The 22,497-nt window shown below is 38.0% G+C and carries 19 protein-coding genes; 7 read left to right on the top strand and 12 right to left on the bottom strand.

Features of this window, described 5'->3' with window-relative positions; all coding sequences use genetic code 11:
- Positions 1 to 71: 71 nt before the first annotated feature.
- The gene (locus FFJ24_RS15860; protein ID WP_210419379.1) at positions 72 to 323 is read left to right on the top strand and encodes a type II toxin-antitoxin system VapC family toxin; all 252 of its coding nucleotides are present in this window, start codon (positions 72 to 74) and stop codon (positions 321 to 323) included.
- 33 nt (positions 324 to 356) lie between these two features.
- On the opposite strand, the gene FFJ24_RS15865 is transcribed toward FFJ24_RS15860, so the two are convergent.
- Positions 357 to 1,484, bottom strand: coding sequence for a hypothetical protein (locus tag FFJ24_RS15865; protein ID WP_138818138.1), 1,128 nt, complete (start codon positions 1,482 to 1,484; stop codon positions 357 to 359).
- The gene (locus FFJ24_RS15870; protein WP_138818139.1) at positions 1,484 to 2,116 is read right to left on the bottom strand and encodes an ATP-binding cassette domain-containing protein; all 633 of its coding nucleotides are present in this window, start codon (positions 2,114 to 2,116) and stop codon (positions 1,484 to 1,486) included. The genes FFJ24_RS15865 and FFJ24_RS15870 overlap by 1 nt, the downstream gene beginning before the upstream one ends.
- 75 nt (positions 2,117 to 2,191) lie before the next feature.
- Here FFJ24_RS15870 and FFJ24_RS15875 point away from each other — a divergent pair, with 75 nt between their 5' ends.
- The 5 genes from FFJ24_RS15875 to FFJ24_RS15895 all read left to right on the top strand — a co-directional run bounded on the left by FFJ24_RS15875 (position 2,192) and on the right by FFJ24_RS15895 (position 6,715).
- Positions 2,192 to 2,701 carry a GNAT family N-acetyltransferase gene (locus FFJ24_RS15875; RefSeq protein WP_138818140.1) on the top strand — a complete coding sequence of 170 codons (510 nt, stop codon included), beginning with the start codon at positions 2,192 to 2,194 and terminating at the stop codon, positions 2,699 to 2,701.
- Between the two features lie 36 nt (positions 2,702 to 2,737).
- Entirely contained in the window at positions 2,738 to 3,622 is an 885-nt protein-coding gene (locus FFJ24_RS15880; RefSeq protein ID WP_246862628.1) for a DUF2911 domain-containing protein, read from the top strand.
- 528 nt (positions 3,623 to 4,150) lie between these two features.
- Complete coding sequence (eno, locus tag FFJ24_RS15885; protein ID WP_025145766.1) at positions 4,151 to 5,446, top strand: phosphopyruvate hydratase; 1,296 nt, start codon at positions 4,151 to 4,153, stop codon at positions 5,444 to 5,446.
- A gap of 203 nt (positions 5,447 to 5,649) precedes the next feature.
- Entirely contained in the window at positions 5,650 to 5,949 is a 300-nt protein-coding gene (locus FFJ24_RS15890; protein ID WP_025145767.1) for a septum formation initiator family protein, read from the top strand.
- A gap of 151 nt (positions 5,950 to 6,100) precedes the next feature.
- Positions 6,101 to 6,715 carry a trimeric intracellular cation channel family protein gene (locus FFJ24_RS15895; protein ID WP_138818141.1) on the top strand — a complete coding sequence of 205 codons (615 nt, stop codon included), beginning with the start codon at positions 6,101 to 6,103 and terminating at the stop codon, positions 6,713 to 6,715.
- A 144-nt stretch (positions 6,716 to 6,859) separates the two neighbouring features.
- Here the strand turns inward: FFJ24_RS15895 and FFJ24_RS15900 are convergent, their stop codons facing one another.
- On the bottom strand, positions 6,860 to 8,944 hold the full coding sequence (locus FFJ24_RS15900) for a hypothetical protein (protein WP_138818142.1): 2,085 nt from the start codon (positions 8,942 to 8,944) through the stop codon (positions 6,860 to 6,862).
- Positions 8,945 to 9,147: 203 nt separating this feature from the next.
- Between FFJ24_RS15900 and FFJ24_RS15905 the strand changes: the two genes are divergently transcribed.
- Positions 9,148 to 9,882, top strand: coding sequence for a murein L,D-transpeptidase family protein (locus tag FFJ24_RS15905; protein WP_138818143.1), 735 nt, complete (start codon positions 9,148 to 9,150; stop codon positions 9,880 to 9,882).
- A 112-nt stretch (positions 9,883 to 9,994) separates the two neighbouring features.
- On the opposite strand, the gene fabG is transcribed toward FFJ24_RS15905, so the two are convergent.
- From fabG to FFJ24_RS15950, 9 genes are all read right to left on the bottom strand, one after another.
- Positions 9,995 to 10,738, bottom strand: a complete 744-nt coding sequence (gene fabG / locus FFJ24_RS15910) for a 3-oxoacyl-[acyl-carrier-protein] reductase (RefSeq protein ID WP_138818144.1) — start codon at positions 10,736 to 10,738, stop codon at positions 9,995 to 9,997.
- A gap of 63 nt (positions 10,739 to 10,801) precedes the next feature.
- Positions 10,802 to 11,170 (bottom strand): VOC family protein, encoded by a 369-nt coding sequence (locus FFJ24_RS15915; RefSeq protein WP_138818145.1) that lies wholly within the window; start codon positions 11,168 to 11,170, stop codon positions 10,802 to 10,804.
- A gap of 9 nt (positions 11,171 to 11,179) precedes the next feature.
- A complete protein-coding gene (locus tag FFJ24_RS15920; protein ID WP_138818146.1) occupies positions 11,180 to 12,256 on the bottom strand; it encodes an agmatine/peptidylarginine deiminase in 1,077 nt (358 codons plus the stop codon).
- A 197-nt stretch (positions 12,257 to 12,453) separates the two neighbouring features.
- Positions 12,454 to 12,807 carry a four helix bundle protein gene (locus FFJ24_RS15925; protein ID WP_138818147.1) on the bottom strand — a complete coding sequence of 118 codons (354 nt, stop codon included), beginning with the start codon at positions 12,805 to 12,807 and terminating at the stop codon, positions 12,454 to 12,456.
- 187 nt (positions 12,808 to 12,994) lie between these two features.
- Entirely contained in the window at positions 12,995 to 13,870 is an 876-nt protein-coding gene (locus FFJ24_RS15930; protein WP_138818148.1) for a carbon-nitrogen hydrolase, read from the bottom strand.
- Between the two features lie 289 nt (positions 13,871 to 14,159).
- Positions 14,160 to 15,299, bottom strand: a complete 1,140-nt coding sequence (locus tag FFJ24_RS15935) for an efflux RND transporter periplasmic adaptor subunit (protein WP_138818149.1) — start codon at positions 15,297 to 15,299, stop codon at positions 14,160 to 14,162.
- Positions 15,300 to 15,305: 6 nt separating this feature from the next.
- Positions 15,306 to 19,670, bottom strand: coding sequence for a CusA/CzcA family heavy metal efflux RND transporter (locus FFJ24_RS15940; protein ID WP_138818150.1), 4,365 nt, complete (start codon positions 19,668 to 19,670; stop codon positions 15,306 to 15,308).
- 75 nt (positions 19,671 to 19,745) lie between these two features.
- The gene (locus FFJ24_RS15945) at positions 19,746 to 20,126 is read right to left on the bottom strand and encodes a hypothetical protein (protein WP_138818151.1); all 381 of its coding nucleotides are present in this window, start codon (positions 20,124 to 20,126) and stop codon (positions 19,746 to 19,748) included.
- A 232-nt stretch (positions 20,127 to 20,358) separates the two neighbouring features.
- A complete protein-coding gene (locus FFJ24_RS15950) occupies positions 20,359 to 22,326 on the bottom strand; it encodes an SPFH domain-containing protein (RefSeq protein ID WP_138818152.1) in 1,968 nt (655 codons plus the stop codon).
- Positions 22,327 to 22,497: the final 171 nt, after the last annotated feature.

A 22,497-nucleotide genomic window follows, 5' to 3' on the forward strand; every position in this document is an offset into this window, starting at 1 on the left:
AAGTACATTCTACCAGTTAACCAAAGTTTATAATCTTTTTGCAGTCTCTATTATTACCGAATATGAGATTAATGATTGGTGCAAAAGCAGAGGAGATCGATTTTTGGAAAGATTTTTTCGGTCAGGTAACCATACTTCCTTTCGACAAATTAGCAAGTGATATTGCCATAGAAATTACAAAAGAACTTAAAAAGAGAAATAATTTAATTGAAATCCCCGACATTTTTATTGGAGCAACAGCATTAGCCAGAAAAATAAAAATTGCCACACTTAATAAAAAGCACTTTGAAAGAATTTCTGGTCTTGAATTGATTGAGACATAATTGGAATATTGTATGCTCTCAAAGTTAAGGCGATTAATTTAAAACATGATCATTCAAACAATTCCTCCTAAATATCACCCAAGCCATAACCATATTTACCGGAATTAACATTAAGCCTAGGCCAAACATAATACACACATAAAAAAGGAAAAACAGACAAAAAACACCTATCAAAAATCCTTTAACCTGAATCCCATTCAGTAAAAGCAAACTTCTGAATAAGAGGATAGCGGAAAAAGCGAATGCAGCTAATTCGAGTGATGTTATCAAGCCAAAACGGGTAGTCATCCAACATATTTCGGGTAATAATAAAATGAGATAGTTTAAGCAGAAGCTAAAAAATACCTTGGCCTTACTAAAAGGAAAATTGGGTAAAAAAGATAAATACCGATCATTAAAAATCCTTTCCTGATAGACAAGTACTATATGCGGCACAACAATACAGGAAGTAATGAGCATTAATAGCTTTGAATTATCTTTAATATCGGAGAAAAGTATAAAAACACTAGAAATCAATAACCACGAAAGCAGTTTGGTTAATAAATAAGCCAGTTTCGATCGGTTAAAAACCTGAAAGCTATACAATAAAAACACAGGTTTATTCCATTTTCTGCTAATCCGGATCAACCAGGTAGGTTTATTGGTTTCAATTAAACGATTACTTTCTTTTAGAATGATGTAAGCACCAGCGATAATCAACAGCAGCTGAAAGAGCAAAATCCCAATAGAAATAAAATAATAACCAAATATTAATCCAATAACTATTGCATATAAAGTATAACACCAAACCGGGATAAATATATAAGCCAACACACTATACCAGTTGAGAATTTGTTGTTTTTTGGAAGATGAGGTAAAACTGTAATATAAAAACTCATGTTGAGGCAAAAGAAGCTGGTTAAGCACATATTTTAAGCCTTTATAGGCATATAATGCGCTTGCAACCAGATAAAAAGCCATAATCAACGGATTGCTCACCAAACTAATGGTAAAGAAAAACTGCCAAAAATCTATCTGATCAGGCATTACTGTACCCAAAGTATTGATGAACAAACAATAACTGATCAACATGACGAAAAAGAATACCAGCATACCTGCATGTGTACGGTAAAACCCATCAACAAATATTTTTCTTAAGGCAATGTTCGAAAGTGGAAACATTAAAAGTTCAGTGTTAATTTTTTATCCACGATATTAATCTGTTTAAGTCCGGGTAATTTTAACTCATCTAAAGGTTGATGAGATGATAAAAGAAAACTGATCTTGTCTTTCTCATGTTTTTCGTTGATCCAACGGTATAATACTTCAAGAGATTCGGCATCGATCGTATTTAAAGGTTCATCCAACAAAATCAATTTTGGTTTCCCAAGGAAAGCCAGTACCAGCGAAAGTTTTTTGAGCATACCACTGGAATAGGATCCTAACGGATTGTTGATATAGCCCTGCATTTCCATTTCGGTAACCAGGATTTCCGCCTGACCAGCTCCGGCACCCTTCGCTTTTGCAAAAAGAGCAATCATCTCCACCCCGCTTAAAAATTCAGGAAATAATGGTTCCGCAGCAGCAAAATTGACCAGTTTTCTATAGGCTACACCATGATTTTTTAAATAAACAGTTCCTATTGCAATTTCGCCTTTAAAAGATAATATCCCTGCAATTGCTTTCAAAAAAGTACTTTTTCCTGTACCATTTCTCCCTTTTATCCAAAAAATGCCCCCAGGAAGTTTAATATTATCTATCTTTAAAACAAGATGATTGAAATAGGATTTTTCAAATTGACTGAAGTGTAACATAAAAATATTTCATTTCTGACTTCATGTTTATTAAAAAGTTACAGCCTTATCTCATCTCGACAAAATTTTAAACTAATGCAATTAATTTTACGCCCTTACCAACCAAGTGACGTCGAAAATCTGGTTAAACACGCCAATAATTTCAACATATCTAAATACCTAACCAATAAATTCCCATTTCCTTATGAAAAAAAAGATGGGAAGGCTTTTATTCAACTGGCTTTAAGTCACGATCCTTTACAGATCAAGGCCATTGTGTTAAACGACGAAGTAATCGGATCGATAGGTGTGCATCAACTCGCAGATATTTATAGTAAAAGTGCAGAAATGGGTTATTGGATTGCTGAAGACTTTTGGGGAAGAGGAATTATTCCGCTTGCCATAAAAGAAATGCTTCAATATGGTTTCGCTACCTTTGATATTGATAGAATTTTCGCAAGGACAACACATACCAACCTGGCGTCACAAAGGGTTTTACAAAAATCAGGTTTTATCTTCGAAGCGAAATTAAAGGGTACTATTTTTAAAAATGGAGCATATTTTGACGAACTGATTTTTGGTTTCAGGAAAAATCAATTGATCTAAATGCTGCATTAAAACTTTTGTTAAACCCAAAGCTTATTGCGTAAATTCGCACAAACCAAAAACAACAAAGCAATGAAGTTATCGATCAAATCAATCGTGCTGTTTGTAGCACTTTTGGGTGCAGCAGATTTTGCAGGTGCCCAGGAAGTAAAATTTCCACAAGCCAGTAGTGGCCAAACCATCATTCAGGATTTTGGATTAGGCAAAATAACGTTAAGCTACTCCCGCCCCAATGTTAAAGGCCGAAAAATTTTTGGCGGAATGGAACCCATGGGCAAAGTTTGGCGCAACGGAGCAAATGCTGCAACACGCATTAAATTTACCGAGGCCGTTAAAATTGAAGGCAAAGATTTACCGGCTGGCGAATATGGCCTGTTCAGTATTCCGGGTAAAAACGAATGGACCATTATTTTTAACAAAATTGCCGATCAATGGGGAGCTTATGAATATAAGGAAAGTGATGATGTGCTTCGTGTAAAAGTTAAAACTATAGCTTTAAAGGATAAAGTAGAAACTTTAACCATGCAATTCTCCGCTGTTAGCGAAACTTCGGCAACTTTAAATATGATGTGGGAGAACAGTGCTTATGGCATAAATATCACAACTTCTATTGATGAAAAAGTAATGGCCAATATTGCTGAGGCGATGAAAGGTGAAAAGAAACCATATTTTGCCGCTGCACAATATTATTTTCAACATGGAAAAGATTTAAAACAAGCTTTAGCATGGGTGACGGAAGCAGAAAAATCAGACCCAAAAGCACCTTGGTTTAAACTATGGAAAGGCCGTATCCAACTTAAAATGGGGGATAAAGCAGCTGCAGCAATTACTGCACAACAAGGCATCGACGCTGCAACAGCTCAAAAGGTAGATGAATATATACGCCTCAATTCTGAACTTCTGGCTGAAGCTAAAAAATAAAAAGATTCTATTTCGGTCGGTGAGACACCGACCGATAGATGAAACTAACCCCTCGATGCCGTCATTTCGAGCGGAGTGCAACGCAGCCGAGAACCCGAAGGCTTTGCGAAGCAAAATCTGCCTAGATAGATCTCTCCATTCCACTGCGTCCCAGTCGAGATGACGGCATCTTTAGAAATAATTCCCTATAAATTACCGAACCTAAGTAATTAAACCCGATTGTAATGGAAAGCCCACAGCGCAGCGAGGACTTGTAATGAAAGCGGGACCAACCCCCAACCGAAGTACTCCCCCAACTGCTTTTCAAATTAACATAAATGCTCTTACGCACCTTAAGATGCCAACTTAAACATGAGTTTCAACCAATATTAACTTAAAATTAACCATCGATTAACTCAAACCACAATCGTAACATTAACCCTTAAAACGCTTTATTTATTTAAAAATTATACTAACTTTGGTGTTGCACTTAGTAATTGTACTTTGTACACTAAGCAGGTTAAAAAATCAACAAAAAATTAAATAAAAATGAGCATAATCGTTAATGTCCATGCCAGACAGATTCTCGATTCGAGAGGCAATCCAACAGTAGAAGTAGAAGTAGTAACAGAGGCAGGCGCTTTTGGCCGTGCAGCTGTACCAAGCGGCGCATCTACTGGACAATATGAGGCTGTTGAATTACGTGATGGTGATAAATCTACATATTTAGGTAAAGGTGTTTTAAAAGCTGTAGAAAATGTAAATACTAAAATTGCTGATGCATTAAGAGGTATTGATGTTTTTGAGCAAAATACAATTGATAAAATTATGTTAGACCTTGATGGTACCGAAAACAAAGGTAACTTAGGTGCTAATGCTATTTTAGGTGTTTCTTTGGCTGCTGCTAAAGCTGCTGCTGACGAAATTGGTCAACCATTATACCGTTACATTGGTGGTGTTAATGCAAACACTTTACCAATTCCGATGATGAACATCATTAACGGAGGTTCTCACTCTGATGCGCCTATCGCTTTCCAGGAATTTATGATTATGCCGGTTGGCGCTCCATCATTCTCTGAGGCTTTACGTTGGGGAACTGAAGTTTTCCATAGCTTGAAAAAAATTCTTCATGATAGAGGTTTATCTACTGCAGTAGGTGATGAAGGTGGTTTTGCACCAACTTTTGATGGTACTGAAGATGCAATAGAAACGGTATTAAAAGCAATCGAAACTGCCGGTTACAAACCTGGTTCTCAAATCTGTTTAGCTTTAGATTGTGCTTCGTCTGAGTTCTACAAAGATGGTAAATACGACTATACTAAATTTGAAGGTGCTACTGGTGTAATTCGTTCTAGTGAAGAGCAGGCACAGTATCTGGCTGATCTTTCTGCAAAATATCCAATTATCTCTATCGAAGATGGTATGGACGAAAACGACTGGACTGGCTGGAAAAGCTTAACCGATAAAATCGGCGACCATGTTCAATTAGTTGGTGATGATTTATTTGTAACCAACGTTACGCGTTTACAACGTGGAATTGACGAGGCTACTGCTAACTCCATCCTGGTAAAAGTAAATCAGATCGGTTCTTTAACTGAAACCATCAATGCAGTAACTTTAGCACAAAACAGTGGTTATACTTCGGTAATGAGTCACCGTTCTGGCGAAACTGAAGATGTGACCATAGCTGATTTAGCTGTTGCATTAAACTGCGGACAGATTAAAACCGGTTCTGCATCACGTTCTGACAGGATTGCAAAATACAATCAATTATTACGTATTGAAGAAGAATTAGGTGAAAACGCACGTTTCATAGGTTCAAAATTCAAATATGCTAAGAAATAACCCCTAAATCCCCTGAAGGGGACTTCTTTTTCTCTCCTAAAGGAGAGATGCCGTAAGGCAGAGAGGTGTTAACAAGTTGAAAAACTTATTTGCGAAACATCCGGAGATTTTAAATCTTCGGATGTTTTTATTTTAATACTATATTTGTTCTGAGTTATGTGCATGATCTCAAATCACATATCTCAATACTCATATCTCCAACTATGAAACGTTTAATAGATCTTTTCCGCAATAAATATTTCCTTGCTACTGTCGCTTTTGCGATGTGGATGCTATTTTTCGACAAAAACGATATGATGTCGCAGTACGAATACCGCAGTCAGGCCAATAAATTGCAGGAAGAAAAAGAATATTTCGAGAAAGAAACCGCCCAGGTAAAAAAAGACCTTAACGAACTGAATACCAACCTGAATACGGCTGAAAAATTTGCACGTGAAAAATATTTCATGAAAAAAGATAATGAAGATGTTTTCGTGATTATCCAGGAAGAGAAGAAGGATTAGCGCTGGGCGTTTGGCGTTTAAGTTCTCTTCCCTTAGTCTAGCTCTCCTGAACTTGTTTCTGGATCCAAAGCAAAAGAATTTTGATTGACCATTTGCAGTTTAACCATTTAACAATTAACCGATTGAGCAATTTAAACAGTTAACCTATCTAATGCTCCACATTCTTTACATTATCGCCATAACAGCTGAAGCCATGACGGCAGCACTTTCTGCAGGCAGACGTGATATGGATTGGGTAGGTGTTTGCATTATTGCCTGGGTTACAGCTCTGGGCGGCGGCACGGTTAGAAATGTATTATTTGGTCATTACCCAATGAGCTGGGTGGAACATCCGGAATATTTAGTGATTACGGCGGTAGCGGCTTTATTGGCGGCATTTATCGCCTCTATCATGACTAAACTCAAAAAGCTTTTTCTTTACCTCGATGCTTTGGGTTTAGTGGTCTTTACGATCATTGGTTGTCAGGTAGCGCAGCAAATCCATTTGCCTTATTTAATTGTACTCTTTAGCGGGATGATTACTGGTTGTGCAGGCGGTGTACTACGTGACGTACTCTGCAATGAAGTACCATTCCTTTTTAGAAAAGAGATTTATGCGAGTGCAGCGATTGTAACTGGTGCTGTTTATATCGGTGTAGAACATTTTCATGGAAGTGAAATGTTAGCTACCATTTCGGCTGCTGTTATCGGATTAGCATTGCGATTACTTTCCATCCGTTTCGAATGGCACATGCCGAAGTTCGTGTATAGGGATGAATGGCACTAATTCAGTTGGGAGTTTTCAGTTTGGAATTGAGAGTTTATTCGTGGTGTCAGATGTTACCACCTGACACGTTTCGAATTAATTGAATATCATCAATTATTTGAAAAAAACAATCTATCAGTCAGATGGTAACATCTAACTATAAATTTACAATTCCCCGTTCCTTTTCCTTAAAAACCACTCCGTGCCCAATAAGATCAGCATTAAGCCAAATAACCATTTTATATTGATGAGTTCATCGTACTTCCGGTCTTCATAGCTGATGGTTTTAATATTTTCGTTTTTGGCAATCTCATCCGCTATTTTAAGCAGATTTTCGGGCATAAACAGCTTGCCATTGCTTTGTTTAGAGATCGTATTTAAAAGCTGGTGGTTGGCAGTTGTCTGTTGGTATTCTGCAATCAATGCGTTTACATAGAAACTACCCGAGGCTGTGAATTTCTTTCCTCCCAGTTCCGCATTTGCTAAGTAAGAATAATTGCCAGCGGGCATGGTTCCGGCATCTAACTGATAGCCATTTTCCGTTTTAGAAAAAATATAATTAAATAATTTGCCTGCCTCATTTTTTACCAAAAGTTTAACTTCCGGCTCATTTACAGGTTGATAACTATCATTATAAAGTGTAGCATTAAACTGGATCGATTCATTTTCATCGTAAGCCGATTTAGAGGTAAAAACCTTAAATCTTCTTTTATCATCTTTTACAGATAAGTACTGAACCGTTTTTGAAATCAGGTCGTTTAAAACCGATTGATTACTTTCATTTTCAGCCTCTAAAAGTTTCCATCTCCAAAGCCCCTCTCCCATCAAATAACCGGCCTTTGAGCCATTCTCATTCGCGAAGAACAGTAACGGCTGCTGTGTGCTTACTTTGCCAATACGCTGGTTAAAAACAGGTATTGCGCCTGTATTTACGGTTAACCTTCCAAACGGACTAAGCAAAGGGTCAAAAGCCGAAAACTGTTTTTTATCTTCTTCAGTAAGATTAAAACTGGTAAAACCATTGGCAAAATCAGCATATACCTCCTGAATGGAACCGTTTGCTGAACTCAGATTTACCTGATTCTGGATCTGGTTAAAAGTATTAATATTGCTCTGAGCACCCAAAATGTACCAGACCGGCTTCTTCAAACCGGCCAACTTCTTTAAAAATACTGATGAAATATTTTGAACATCGGGCAACTGATACAAAACAATTAAATCAAATTTGGATGGATCAGTTGCGTTTAAATCATCAGCCAGCGCAAGTTTAGCTTCGTAATGTTTATTAAGCGATATAACCTCTTTTAATACCCCTAAATCGGGGTGTGGCGCAACAGCAGCCAGTAATACTTTCTGTCTGCCATCAATCACCTCTACATAAAAAGTCTGAACGTTATTTCGGCTAGTGATTTCATTTTTTAAAACACCCAATTGAACAGTATATTTCTGCACACCAATTTTACCGGCATGAATCTTAACAGGAACCGTTTTAACAAAAGAATTGCTATTGATAGATATATTTTGCTGCTCAAGCTTTGCTCCATTCTGGCTAACAGTTAAAAAGCTATTTTCGCCATCGCTTTGAAAAGCCTGCACCTGCACTTCGATCGTAAAATCGTCATCCAGGTACGCGATGTTATTGTAATTCACATTTGAAATTAGTACATCCCGCTTCGGGACACTATCTCCCAAGGCAATAGTATAAACCGGCGCATTGATCTGATCGATGCTGTAAAGCGGATTTCCACCATGGTTAAAAATACCATCAGTGGCTAAAATTACAGCACCAACATTTCTGTTGGTATATTCATCTCTAACTTTTTGAAAAAAAGCGGAGGCATCGGTTAATTTACCCTGATTTTTAAAATCGAAACCATCGGCAACCTGATCACCAAAGTGAAGCGTTTTCACCTCGTATTTGTCTGATAGTTTATCTTGTAAAGCTTTAAGATTCTGTTCGTATAATTTTTGGTCGAAACCTGCTGCTTTAACCTGACCAACAGATTGGGAATTATCCTGTCCGATAATGATTACAGGCTTATCTAAGGTATAATTTAAGGTTTTAATGAGTGGAGCAAATATTAACCATGCAACGGTGGTAACCACTACAATCCGCAATGTTGTTAAGCCATATTGAAGTTTTTTATCCAGATTTTTGTTACCACGATAAAGCAACCAGGCATACAGCACGCCCCAAGCCAGGCAACCCAGAAAAGACAAAATAGAAGCACCTGAAAAAAAACCATTCATAATTCATAAAGATGGTAATTTTAGGGAAATTTTCAAGGCTATAACCGCAAAGTGCGCAAAGAATTTACGCAAAGTATCGCAAAGATAATGTGCACCCTTCATTTTTTAAGCTTAGCGACCTTTGCGCCATCGTAATAAGGAAATCTCAGCGGCCTTTGCGGTTAAAAAAGATAAATTCGTTAGTTTTAACCAAATCAATCCTTATGAAAATAATCTATTTAACATTTCTGCTATCTCTAAGCTTTATGGTGAATGCCCAAAATAATTTTAAAGCCACTCAAATCAAATTTGAAAGAGTAGAAAAAGCGTACAGCGAAAAATGGGAAACCCTGAAAAAATTTGTTCAGGCTGGTGGTTATGGAGATAAATTCTCGATGGTGATTAATGCTTATAAAACGGAAGGCAAACTTGAGGTGTGGTTAAAGAATAATTCAGCTAAAACCTATTCTTTATTCAGAACTTACGATTTTTGTGCACATTCTGGCACCATTGGTCCGAAAGTATTTGTAGGAGACGGTCAAACGCCGGAAGGTTTTTATTACATCAATGTTTTTAACCCGATGAGTAATTTCTACCTATCACTGGGTGTAAACTATCCAAATACAGTTGATTATGCAAGAACCGGAAAAGATAGAAAACCCGGAAGTGATATTTACATCCATGGCAATTGTGTAACGGTAGGCTGTATTCCTTTAACAGACGAAAAAATAAAAGAAGTATATGTTTTGGGGGTTGAAGCCAGAAATGCGGGCCAGGAAAAGATTCCGGTTAACATCTATCCTTTCAAAATGACCGATGGGAACATGAAAAAATATGTCGCTCAATTCCCTGCGCAGGCAAATTTCTGGAAATCTTTACAAACAGGATATTTAGCTTTTGAAAAGAATAAAACCCAGCCGGACGTTAGTGAGGTTAAAGGACGATACCTAGTAAAGTAACAAAAGAAGTCAAGTTTCCATAGCACAATGGCCATTAAGACTTGACTTCTTTATATTTATATAAAACTGGAAAGAAAACCCTCCACTTTAAACCTTCACGCCTTCAACCTCTCTAAAGCATCCCGCCGCAAACAGACAATGTTTGTCCGGTTACGTAAGCACTCATATCAGAGGCTAAAAACACGCAAACATTGGCAATATCTTCCGTTTCGCCGGCACGTTTTAATGGAATATCTTTTTCCCAACCTTCAACTACTTTCGGATCAAGAATATCCGTCATTTCGGTACGGATAAAACCTGGTGCAACAACATTGGCACGGATATTTCTCGAACCTAATTCTTTGGCGATTGATTTGGTAAAACCGATGATTCCTGCTTTAGAAGCAGCATAATTTGCCTGACCAGCGTTACCTGTGGTACCCACAATAGAACCCATATTGATAAAAACACCTTTACGGGCTTTCATCATTATTTTAGAAGCTGCCTTGGTTATGTTGAAGATTGATTTTAAGTTGATATTAATCACATCATCCCAGTTTTTTTCGCTCATGCGCATCAATAAGCCATCTTTAGTAATACCAGCGTTATTCACTACGATATCAATCGTACCAAACTCAGCAACGATATCATTGATCAATTGTTCAGCTTCAGCAAATTTAGATGCATCAGAACGGTAACCTTTAACCTTTGTTCCGAAGCTTTGTAATTCCTGCTCTAAAGCCTCACCTTTTTCTACTGATGATAAATAGGTAAAAGCTACATTAGCGCCCTGCTCGGCAAATTTCTCCGCTATTTTACGGCCAATTCCTTTAGATGCGCCTGTAACTAAGGCTGTTTTTCCTTCTAATAATTTCATTATGAAATGTTGTAAAGTTGAAATATTTTAATGTTGTAAAGTTATAATTAAAGCAATAAAAGATTATGCTTTTTTCTGGCTAAGCTGAAAAATGTTTCCCTCTATGTCTTCCCCGTCGCAAAAAAGAAAATCAATGCCTTCAAAAGATTTAATATCTTTCATTTTTGCACCTCTTTCTATAAGTCGTTTTCGAACCTCTTCAATATCTTCTTCAATACTAAAAACTAGTTTCACATTACTTTCAGCACGAAAAGAATCCTCATTTCGGAATGATTCCCCAATCCGATGAAACGCAATTTCGATGACTCCTGCGTTGAAAACCAGCCACTCGTTTTCAATTTCTTCTATTAAAGAAAAATTAAAAATGGACTGATAAAAGACCTTTAGGGCACTAATATCATTACCGAATAAAATTATTCTGCTCAGTTTCATATCAATAAATTATACCGCCGGTTCCTGCTGACTTAAACAATGAAAACTTCCCAATCCCCAAATAATATCGACTGAGTTGATTCCAATCACTTTGCGATCAGGGAAACAGCCCTGGATAATATCTAAAGCTTTCTGGTCATTTACATCATCAAAAATTGGCACAATTACCGCTGCAGTAGCAATGTAAAAGTTCGCATAAGATGCAGGTAAACGGGTATCTTCATGAATTACCGGTGATGGCATAGGTAATTCAACAATGTTCAATGGTCTGCCATCTTTCAGCTTCATCGCTTTTAAGGTCTCCAGATTCTCTTGTAGCAAGATATAATTTTCATCAAGCGGATTGCTTTCTACAACAGTTAAAACCGTATCCTCGTTCACAAAACGCGTAATATCATCAATGTGTCCATCGGTATCATCACCTACAATTCCATCGCCTAACCATAAAACCTGATCCTGACCATAATATTCAAGCAAATACTTTTCGATCTGCTCTTTTGTTAAATGCGGATTGCGGTTTTCATTCAACAAACAAGCTGTGGTGGTTAAAACCGTACCTGCGCCGTTAAACTCTACCGAACCACCTTCCATTACAATATCTGGCGTAAATAAAGGGAGATTGAAATGTTTGGCAATCTTTGTCGGAATTACATCATCCAGGTCAAATGGAGGATATTTTCCACCCCAGGCATTGTAACCCCAATCTACAACAGCCTTTTCATTTCCTTTTAGCAAAAATGCAGGACCGTGATCGCGGCACCAGGCATCGTTGGTTTCATTGAAATAAAATTCAACCTGACTTAAATCGGCCTCTACTTTTGTTAATTCAGAAATAGCAAAAGCTTTCATTTCTTCGTCTTTCACATTGATACGCACTTTCTCGCCTTCAGCAACAGCTTTAATAAACTGACAGTAAGGTTCATAAATGGTTTCGATTTTATCTGGCCACGAAGCCTCTTTATGTGGCCAGCTTAACCAGGTTGCTTCATGTTTTGCCCATTCGGCAGGGAAAGAAAAACCTTGTTGTTTAGGTGAATAATCGAATTGATTGATATTTAAATCTTTTTTAGGAGGAAAGTTTGACATAGTTTTTAAAGTCCGAAAGTCGGGTGTCCGAAGTCGGATGATTTAGTGTGTTAATAAAGTCCGAAGTCGGATGTCCGAGGTCGGATGATTTTGTCTTTTAGTTTTTTAAAGTTCGAAATGTGGCCGTCCGAGGCCAGATGATTTAGTGTATTCATAAATCGCCAGTATCGCCGGACTTCGGTCTTCTGCCCTCCGACTCAATTCAGCGATTTGATTAAAGCAGAAATCATGATCAAAATTTCTTCGCAAGACTGATAATGTTTCTGAAATATTTCCTCTGTAATATAACCTCTTCTTATTGCTAAGTGTAAACAGTTCACGACTTCGATATCAGACCGTAAAGAATATCTTAAAAATCTACCAAATTCAGGGTTACTTTGACCTGTACTCCCTTCAGCAATGTTCATTGAAATAGAATCTGCAGCACGCTTAACTTGCGATGTTAAAACATAAACTTCATCCTTTGGAAAAGTTTTCATCATCTTATCGATTTCATCAGCTAAATCTAAAGCCTTTTGCCAAACCTTGAGTTTTTCAAATTTGAATGCCATAATTAAGTCCGAAAGTCGGAGGTCTGAAGTCTGAAGTTATAATTTATTAGAAATATACTAACAAATTACAATTTCTTACAATGCAATCCAAACTTATAATCTACGTTTCCAGACTTGCTTATGGATTTCAAACTAGCCATCTTGGCATGCATGCTCTTTGGCTTCCGTCTTCGGTCTCCCGACTTTTTTAATCCCCATCAATATACCTCTTTGTAATCGGCTGATAAGAATCGATTCTTCTATCTCTTAAAAAAGGCCAATGTTTACGGAAGAAATCAGATTCTGATAAATCCAGTTCAACTACTTCGGTTTCCTCTAAATCGTGCGAGCCTAAGTAAAGCAATTTGCCCTGTGCATTTGTAGCGAAACTTCCGCCCCAGAATTTCATGGCACCATCTTGTTCAAAGCCTACACGGTTTACGCTTACCACAGGCACACCGTTTGCTACTGCATGTGAGCGTTGAATGGTCTGCCAAGCATTATATTGATCTTGATTGGTTTCTTCATCCTGATCGGTAGCCCAGCCAATGGCAGTCGGATAGAACATGATATCAGCACCCATTAAGGCCGTAATACGAGAAGCTTCAGGATACCATTGATCCCAACAGATCAGGATACCGATTTTAGCAAACTTAGTTTCGAAAACCTTATAGCCTAAATCGCCTGGGGTAAAGTAGAACTTTTCGTAAAATGCAGGATCATCAGGAATATGCATTTTGCGGTATTTACCTAGATATGAGCCATCAGCATCTAAAACAGCAGTGGTGTTATGATACAAACCTTCAGCACGTTTTTCAAACAAAGAAGCGATAATTACCACACCCAATTCTTTGGCTACCACCTGCAAAGCATCCGTAGAAGGACCAGGAATAGCTTCAGCCAGGTCAAAATTGTCGTAATCTTCAACATCGCAGAAATATAAAGAAGTAAAAAGCTCCTGCAAGCACACAATTTGCGCACCTTTTGCAGCCGCTTCCTTTACTTTAGCAATCGCTTTATCTAAATTTTCCTGCTTATCTTTAGTACAACTCATTTGCACTAAGCCAACTTTTACTTTCTTCATTTCTTAAAATTATTGGATGAGCGAATGATAAAACGAGTGAATTTCACATCATTGAGTCATTCAAATTTCATTCATTCAAAATTAGGTGCAAAGTTACTATTTTGTTTAAAAGTAGAACGGCATAAAATTGTAAATGTTATTTTTAATAAGCTTCCATTACCTGTGGTTAAAGTGAGGGGCTTGTTTTAAATTAAAGCTTACAAAAATCAACAAAATGCTGCAAAGTGTTCCCTTTATATCCTGAAACACTTTGCAACATATTTAAATATTTGATTACTACACCAAATTATTAACCTTCTTCTCCTCCGTTTTTCATTTTCATTAAAATTGCATAAGCATTTTTTGTTACAACATTCCCCAGCTTTTTATTGGTTTTAATTTCTATAAATCCGTTCAATGCTGTCCCAATTTCTATGGGAACCATTTTGTATAACTTATTGCCAACTTCCTCAAAAATGTAATATTTATTTTCCCATTTAACAATAGCATCTTCTGATAAAACATTAACTTTTGCTTTTCCGATAGAAATTGCCGCGTTTAGAAATGTACCAGGCAATAACTTATTATCTGAATTTTGGATATCGCAGTGAACACTAGTGGTTCGGTCGTCTTCAATATTAGGAGTAATCAAATGTATCTTCGCTATGTATTTCTTTTCAGGATTTGCCGTAGTGTTACAGATCACCTCCTGTCCTGTCTTTAAACTGGCAGCATCCCTTTCAAATACTGTAAGGTTTGCATGCAATTCTCCAGGGCTGATTAATTCAAATAAAATATCGGTTGCATTAACAAATTTACCTGTATTTACATTAACCTTTGTAACATAGCCACTAATCGGAGCGTAAATTTTGATATTACGGGTTATTGAATTTTCATTTAAATTTTCAGGATTAACACCGATTAACCTCAGTTTTTGCGCAAGCGCTTTTACCAAAACTTTTTGGTTATTATAATCGCTCTCTATTTGCTGAAAGATTTTATCACTTGTTGCTTTTGTTTGATTTAATCCTTTTTGCCTTGTGTAATCTGCTGCTAAAAACTTCAATCTGTTTCCAGAAGTTAGATAATCTTGCTGGAGTTGAATATATTGTTGATCCTCAACGAGTGCTAACACGGCTCCTTTTTTAACGAGCATTCCAGGCATAATAATCATTTTCTTAATATATCCTCCCATAGGCACACTGACAGAATAGGTGTTTTCTGGTGGCACATCCACCACTCCATTTACATTAATGATGCTATGCATAGTCTTTTGCTCTATTTTACCGATTAAAATTCCAGCATTTTTTGCTTGTGCATCTGTAAGCTGCACCTCGTCTGTATTTGTTGTTGCGGGCTTCTCTGCCCGAACAGTTTCTTTTTCATCTGCACCATTGCAAGCCAGCAAAAGTGACATGCAAACTAATCCGGCTAATATTTGAATTTTCATTTTATCTTATTTATCTGTGGCTGTAACACGTTCAATTTCAAAAGCAGCTTCGTTAAATTGCTGCACTTTATCATAATATTCTACTTTGAGTAGTATAGATTGGTTAACCAGAAGCACCCAATCCAGATATGCAATCTCTCCTGCGTTAAGCTTATCAGAGGCTGTTTTAATGATATCACCAGCATTTCTTAAAGCGGTTTTCTGGTAAGAGCCAATAAGTTTTTCAAGCCGGTTATAACGTTCAACGGCGTTTGTTAAGTTATGATCTAGAGTTTTTTTAGTTAACGCTAATTCTTTTTCACGCTGTTGTATTAAGATACTATTGGCTTTAACACGGGAATTTTGTGCACTGAAAAAAATTGGAATTCCAACACCAATACTAACCGAAGAGAACCTTTTGTTTCTATCAAAATACTGCTCTGTCCCAATACTGTTGGTTTGCCAACCAATAATACTCGAGTTATTGTAGCCAAAACTTAGAGAGGGCATCAATTTACTTTTTTCGAGTGCTTTTTGTTGTCTGGCCAACACCAATTGCTCTTCTCCCAATTTTAACAAAGGATGGTTAGTTTGTTCCTGACTAAATAAAAGCTCAGAGGCGTAAAGCAAGCTATCAGCCTTTGGCTGCAGGTTCTCATTGCTATTTAACAAGAACTTAAACCTGTTTTGCATTAATATATCATCTGTTCTCAGTAGTTCAAGCTGATTGCTAATTTGCTGCTTTTGATTTTCAGCGGTACGAAGTTCAAGTAGATCAACATCACCTGATTTAAAACGCTGTGTCGATTTGTCCAGAAATGCACTATAAACGCTATCGGCCCAAAGTAACAATTTCTGTTTTTCTCTTATCAATAACAGATTATAGTATGCTGATTTTACTTCGGTTTTCAAATCTAGTTGACGGGCATCTACTTCAATCTCACTGATGCGCAGGCTTGTTTTATGAGTGGCAGATTGCCTTGCATATACCGTTGGGAAATCGAGTGTCTGTACTACAGAAAATTTATTATCATTCTCCAGACTGTTGAATTTACCATAGTCGAAACTGATTGCTGTTTTTGGTGCATCAAAACTGCTTTTGGTAATTTGCTGGTAATATTGAACGTTGGTTTTCGCAATCTGCAGTGATATATTGTTTTTAACCGCAGTATCCAATGCGGCTTTCAAACCGATTGGCTTTTGAGCACTGGCATTTAAAGTTCCAAAAAGTACCATGATCGCAATGACAGCTAAGTTATTTTTTGGCTTGAAGTACGAGAAGCCTTTTTCAAATAAAATATATAACATGGGTAAAACAAATAATGTTAATAATGTGGAAATTAATAAGCCACCAATAACTACCGTGGCAAGCGGCTTTTGAACTGCCCCACCTGCACCAGTACTTATTGCCATTGGGATAAAACCTAGCGACGGAACTAATGCTGTCATTAAAACAGCACGAAGTTTTGATTTTGTTGCATGGATTACAATTCGTTTTACATCCGTCCAACCCTCTTTTTTTAACCGATTAAATTCTGAAACAAGTAAAATTCCGTTTAATACTGCCACACCAAAAAGGGCAATAAAACCAACACCAGCAGAAATACTAAAAGGCAGATCCCTGATCCATAAGGCAAATATGCCACCTGTTGCAGAAAGCGGAATGGCTGTATAAATTAAAAGCCCTTGTTTAACAGAACTGAAAGCAAAATACAGGAGTAAGAAAATTAGAAGTAATGCAATTGGCACTACAATCGCCAAACGTGATTTTGCTGCCGTCATGTTTTCAAAAGAGCCGCCATAAGAAATGGTATAACCCTTAGATAAGTTAAGTTTTGCACCTGCCTTTTGCTGCAATTCCTCTACAATCGACTGCACATCTCTATCCTTAACATTAAAACCAACTATTATCCTGCATTTAGTATCTTCCCTTTGAATCTGGTTAACCCCCTCCACTTCTTCGATATTTGCAACCATACTTAAAGGTACCTGGTTGCCTGACTTGGTTAAAACCATCAGATTTTCCACATCGTTAATATTTTTTCTTGCCGCTTCATCAAGGCGCACTACCATATCAAAACGTTTTTCTCCTTCATAAACCTGACCTGCTATCTGACCTGCGAATGCGGTATTAACCACCCGGTTTACATCGCCTACATTTATGCCATATTTGGCCATTCCATCGCGGTTGTATTTGATTACAACCTGAGGCATTCCGGTTACTTGTTCCTCGTAAACATTAATTGCACCTTTAACTGTACCAATTATAGCTCCTAAACGTTTTGCATAACCAGCCAGCGAATCCAAATCTTCTCCAAATATTTTACAAACAACATCTTGCCTTGCACCGGTCATCAGCTCGTTAAACCGCATTTGCACCGGAAATTGAAAACCTACCGTAATGCCGGGAATTACTTCAACTGCTTTGGTCATTTTAGCACTCAACTCTGGAAATGATCCTGCAGAAGTCCATTCCTTTTTAGGTTTTAAAATCACCATCATATCCCCTGCTTCAAAAGGCATGGGATCTGTAGGCACTTCAGCACTACCTATTTTGGTTACTATTTTTTGTACTTCAGGGAACTTATCCAATAGAATTTTCGATGCTTTCTGAGTAGTTTCGATGGTATTATTCAGGTTACTTCCCGTAAGTAAACGGGTTTCTACTGCAAAATCCCCTTCCTCCAATTGTGGAATAAATTCGCCGCCGAGTGTGCCCATAATAAAAATGGATATGGCGAATAATGAAAGCGTAACTGCTAAGATGGTTTTAGGAAAAAGGAGTACTTTACTCAGCGTTGGCTGGTACTTTCTTTCTATCCATGCCATCAATTTATCGGTTAAGTTTTTCTTGTGGCTGATGGTTTTATTCAGGCATAAAGCCGACATCATTGGAACATAAGTGATGGATAAGAGAAATGCTCCAAGAATGGCAAAAGCAATTGTCCAGGCCATTGGCTTAAACATCTTACCTTCAATACCTTCCAGTGATAGAATTGGCAGATAAACAATAAGAATAATAATCTGACTAAACACCGCCGATTTAATCATCGATCCAGTTGATTTTTCCACTTCATTGTCCATCTGGTTTTGATCTATTTTACCGATAGCCCTAAAGTGCTTGCTATGCGAGAAGCGGTGAAGAATTGCTTCTACAACAATTACAGAACCATCTACAATTAAACCGAAATCAATAGCCCCAAGTGACATCAGATTTCCACCAACCCCAAACTTATTCATCAATATTATAGCGAAAAGCATTGATAGTGGAATTACTGAAGATACAATTAAACCTGCGCGAAGGTTCCCTAAGAAAAACACAAGTACAAAAATTACGATCAGTGCACCTTCCAGTAAGTTGGTTTCTACAGTACTGATAGCGTTATCAACCATTTTCGTTCTATCGAGAAAGGGTTCTATAACAACGCCATCAGGAACCATTGTTTGAATTTTTGCAATTTTATCTTTTACACGCTTTACTACAACGGAAGAATTTTCACCCTTTAGCATCATCACAACTGCACCGGCCACCTCGCCTTGCGTATTGTAGGTCATGGCGCCATAACGTATTGCTGAACCATACTGAACCCTGGCAACCTGCCCCATTAAAACAGGCATTCCGTTATCAAGCGTTTTCACTACAATCTTTTCGATATCGGCTAAATTGGTTGTTAACCCCTCACTTCGGATATATAAAACAGTTGGTCCTTTTTCAATATATGCGCCACCTGTATTTTCATTGTTTTTTTCGAGGGCATCGAATATTTCAGCAATGGTAATTCCGTAGGCTTTAAGCTGGTCTTGCCTCACAGCAACTTCATATTGCTTTAACCTGCCGCCAAAACTTGATACCTCGGCTACTCCGGGAGTGCCTAAAAGCTGTCTTCTCACAATCCAGTCCTGAATGGTACGCAATTCCTGTTCGTTAAATTTTCCTTCATAGCCTTTTTTTGGCCGGACTACATATTGATATATTTCACCCAGACCAGTGGAAACAGGAGCCATTGCAGGAGAACCAATACCCTGTGGAATTTCTTGCTGTACCTGCTGTAAGCGTTCGGCAATTTGTTGCCTTGCCCAGTAAACATCGGTTTCCTCATTAAAAACAATGGTAACCAGGGAAAGTCCGAAACGTGAAAAACTCCGGATTTGCTTAAGCCCTGAGATACTGCTACAGGCTTGCTCAATGGGAAACGTAATTAGGCGCTCAATATCCGGTGCACCCAAAGATGGAGAAACGGTAATTACCTGCACCTGATTGTCGGTAATATCAGGAAGTGCATCTATCGGTAATTTTGTAACCTCGTAAGCACCCCAACCAATAAGTGAGCATACGAACAAAGCAATGATTAGTTTATTCCGAATGGAAAAACCAATAATTTTATTTAACATAATAGCTTAAATTAAAATAACAGACATATTCAGAATCCATTAGAAATGGTTCTGAAAAGATTTGAAAAAGAAATTTTACGCTATTGAAATAGGTGGGCGAAATAAGCTTCCGAAATCAGGATTGCTGTAACAATTTGTGTAATCGAAAGTTTTTCTGGTGTACACATTTAAGCATACTGCTTTCAGTAACATAAATTTTTCAGATGGAACGCCTACTGAAATAATATGGTGACCATCAATCTTTTTGAAGGGAAGTTTCATATCTTCTTCATCATCATTGTCATCTAAATCCTGGCCCAGATAATGCATTTCGAGAAAATCGATGAAACTGATTTCGGCGTTTAGCTGATGGTGCTGCAAAAAGTGAAGAACAAGTTGAGGCGCTTTTATAACTTCACGAACGGAAGTGTTAAAAATGAGTACCGGTAAAAGTAGCAGAAGGACAACTTTATTCACGCGGCAAAGATAGTAAAGCATCAAAATAATTCAAACCTTCGCGTTTATTATATCTGTTACTTTACCCAGCACTAAAAAAGCGCTAACTTAAGAGGATATCGAAAAAGCCCTTTAAAAAAGAAAGCGGATGAACATTTTAAAATCTGTTCATCCGCTTACTGTGTATAAAACAGGTATGTCTATATTTTCAACACCTCCGTTTTCACCAGTCCCTTACTATTACTTAAACAGTTTAAGGATTAATATTATCCTTTTTAGGTTTTGGTTTTGTTTCTACAATTTCTGCAACGGCTACCACTTCTTTACGTGCCTGAGGATCCATTAATTCCATCAGTTTCAAGCCCAACAGACCATCCATCGCTGATCCTCCATGATTACCACCATTACCGCCAATCAGTACATCAGGAATCAGTTTCACATTACCTTTCGATAACTCTTCAGTAATTTTGTAACGGGTAAAGTTTTCACCGCCCAAAGCTTTCACAGCAAGTTCGTAAGCTTCGGCAGTTGATTTACCTACGGCTAAGATTTTACCTGCTTCTGCACTACCAGTTAACGAAATCTGTTCAGCCTCTGCTGATGCCCTTAATTTAATCGCCTCTGAATCTGCTTGGGCTCTAGCTTTGGTGGCTTCTGCCTCAGCATGCGCTCTCATTTTAGTGGCCTCAGCCTCTGCTCCTACAGCAAGTTTTACACCAGCGGCATCACCTTCCGATTTTTTCACGGTTGCACTTGCGGTACGTTCCGCAATCTCTACACTTTGTTGAGCTTTCACAATATCTTTCTGCATATCTGCGATGGCCGTTTCTTTCTCCATCCCCTGACGGGTTTCCTGTGCCTGTTTTTGGGTTTCGTAAGTCACCTTTTGCTCTTCTGCAATTTTACGGTCGGTTAAAGTTTTCATTAACGATTCTGGCGGAACAATATCACCAATCAGCGTATCAACCGCATTTACATTATATTCATCAAGCACTTTTCGGATATGTTCTTTAGCCGATTCCTGACGTTCTTTACGAGTGCTCAGGAAAGCAATTACGTCGCTTCCCTGGGCTGAGTTACGGAAATAGTTACCAATAGTAGGCTCTAAAACCTGCGAAACCAAATTCACCATATTCCCAAAACGGGCAATTACTTTTGGTGCCTCAGTTGTGGGTACATGGATAATCTGCGCAACATCCAAATTAAACGGGAAACCATCTCTTGAACGTACGGTAATAGTCGACAGATTTTTATCCAGGTTGTGCGCCTCACTACGTGCCGATGCCCAGTTGAGCACCAGGTTGGTTGTCGGCACCAGCTCTACCTTCATAATGTATTTGTTAATCGGATACTTACCAGGACCAAGCGGCTCTAACCAAACCCCTTTCGATCCTTTTGCAACAATATTACCATGTTTGAAATCGACACCCGTTAAATCATCACCCTCTTTACCAATAAACGAAATCACCACACCTACATAACCGATGGCAATTTCGGTCATTGGTATTTCTTCTAACTGGATAGCCCAGGGGTTTAAATTGTAAGAACCAGCCAGAATTACCTGCGGTTGCAAACCACGGTTCCCGCCCATTTTAATAAAGGCATCAAAATCCTGAAAATTGTTATGTCCTTCTACCAGTTTACCCGCGATCTGATTGGCCTCAATTGGCAGCCCATCTAAAGTGGTCACAATACCTACCATACTTTCCTGAATACGGATCATATCAGTAACGGAAACCTGAAACAACATGGTATTGATACGATAGGAACCCGAAGTGATATAAGAGGTCTGCCGGCCTCTCTGACCGCCATTTTCGAGGAATTTCACGGCGTCCTGAAAATTATCAGATTCTACTTTTTGCCCGAGGATATTCCCTGTTGGGATTTCCGAACCATCTTTTGCCATTATCAGCCCGATTTTCCCTTCAGGGATGATGGTAAATTGTTCCATGGTTACACTATACTGCCAGAACCACATTCCGAAATACAATCCGGGCGCCAGCGTTTTACCCTGAAAACCCGCTTCGCCTTTAATGGCGATAATCCTTCCATCCGGTAATTCTTTTGCAGATCCAAAGAGCACGAATTTTTTGGTAATCAACCCGATCCTGTCTTCAGGTACGATAACCATCCCAAATAAGAAACGTAAAATATATTTGTATAAAACGATGCACAACAGTGCCACTAAAACCCACCAGTAATTAGAAATGAGCGCTTCCATAATGTTCTATATTTTTCTTTTTTTTAAAGCCTGATAAACCATTTATCAAGCACGATATAGATATCAAATGATATGCTTTGTTACTATTTTTAACACTTATTTTTAAACTATTTTTTATTGATTTTAAGCCCTAAAAAATGACTCAGGATCGATTAAAAGCAAAATATCATC

This window comes from Pedobacter sp. KBS0701, from assembly GCF_005938645.2.
GTDB lineage: Bacteria > Bacteroidota > Bacteroidia > Sphingobacteriales > Sphingobacteriaceae > Pedobacter.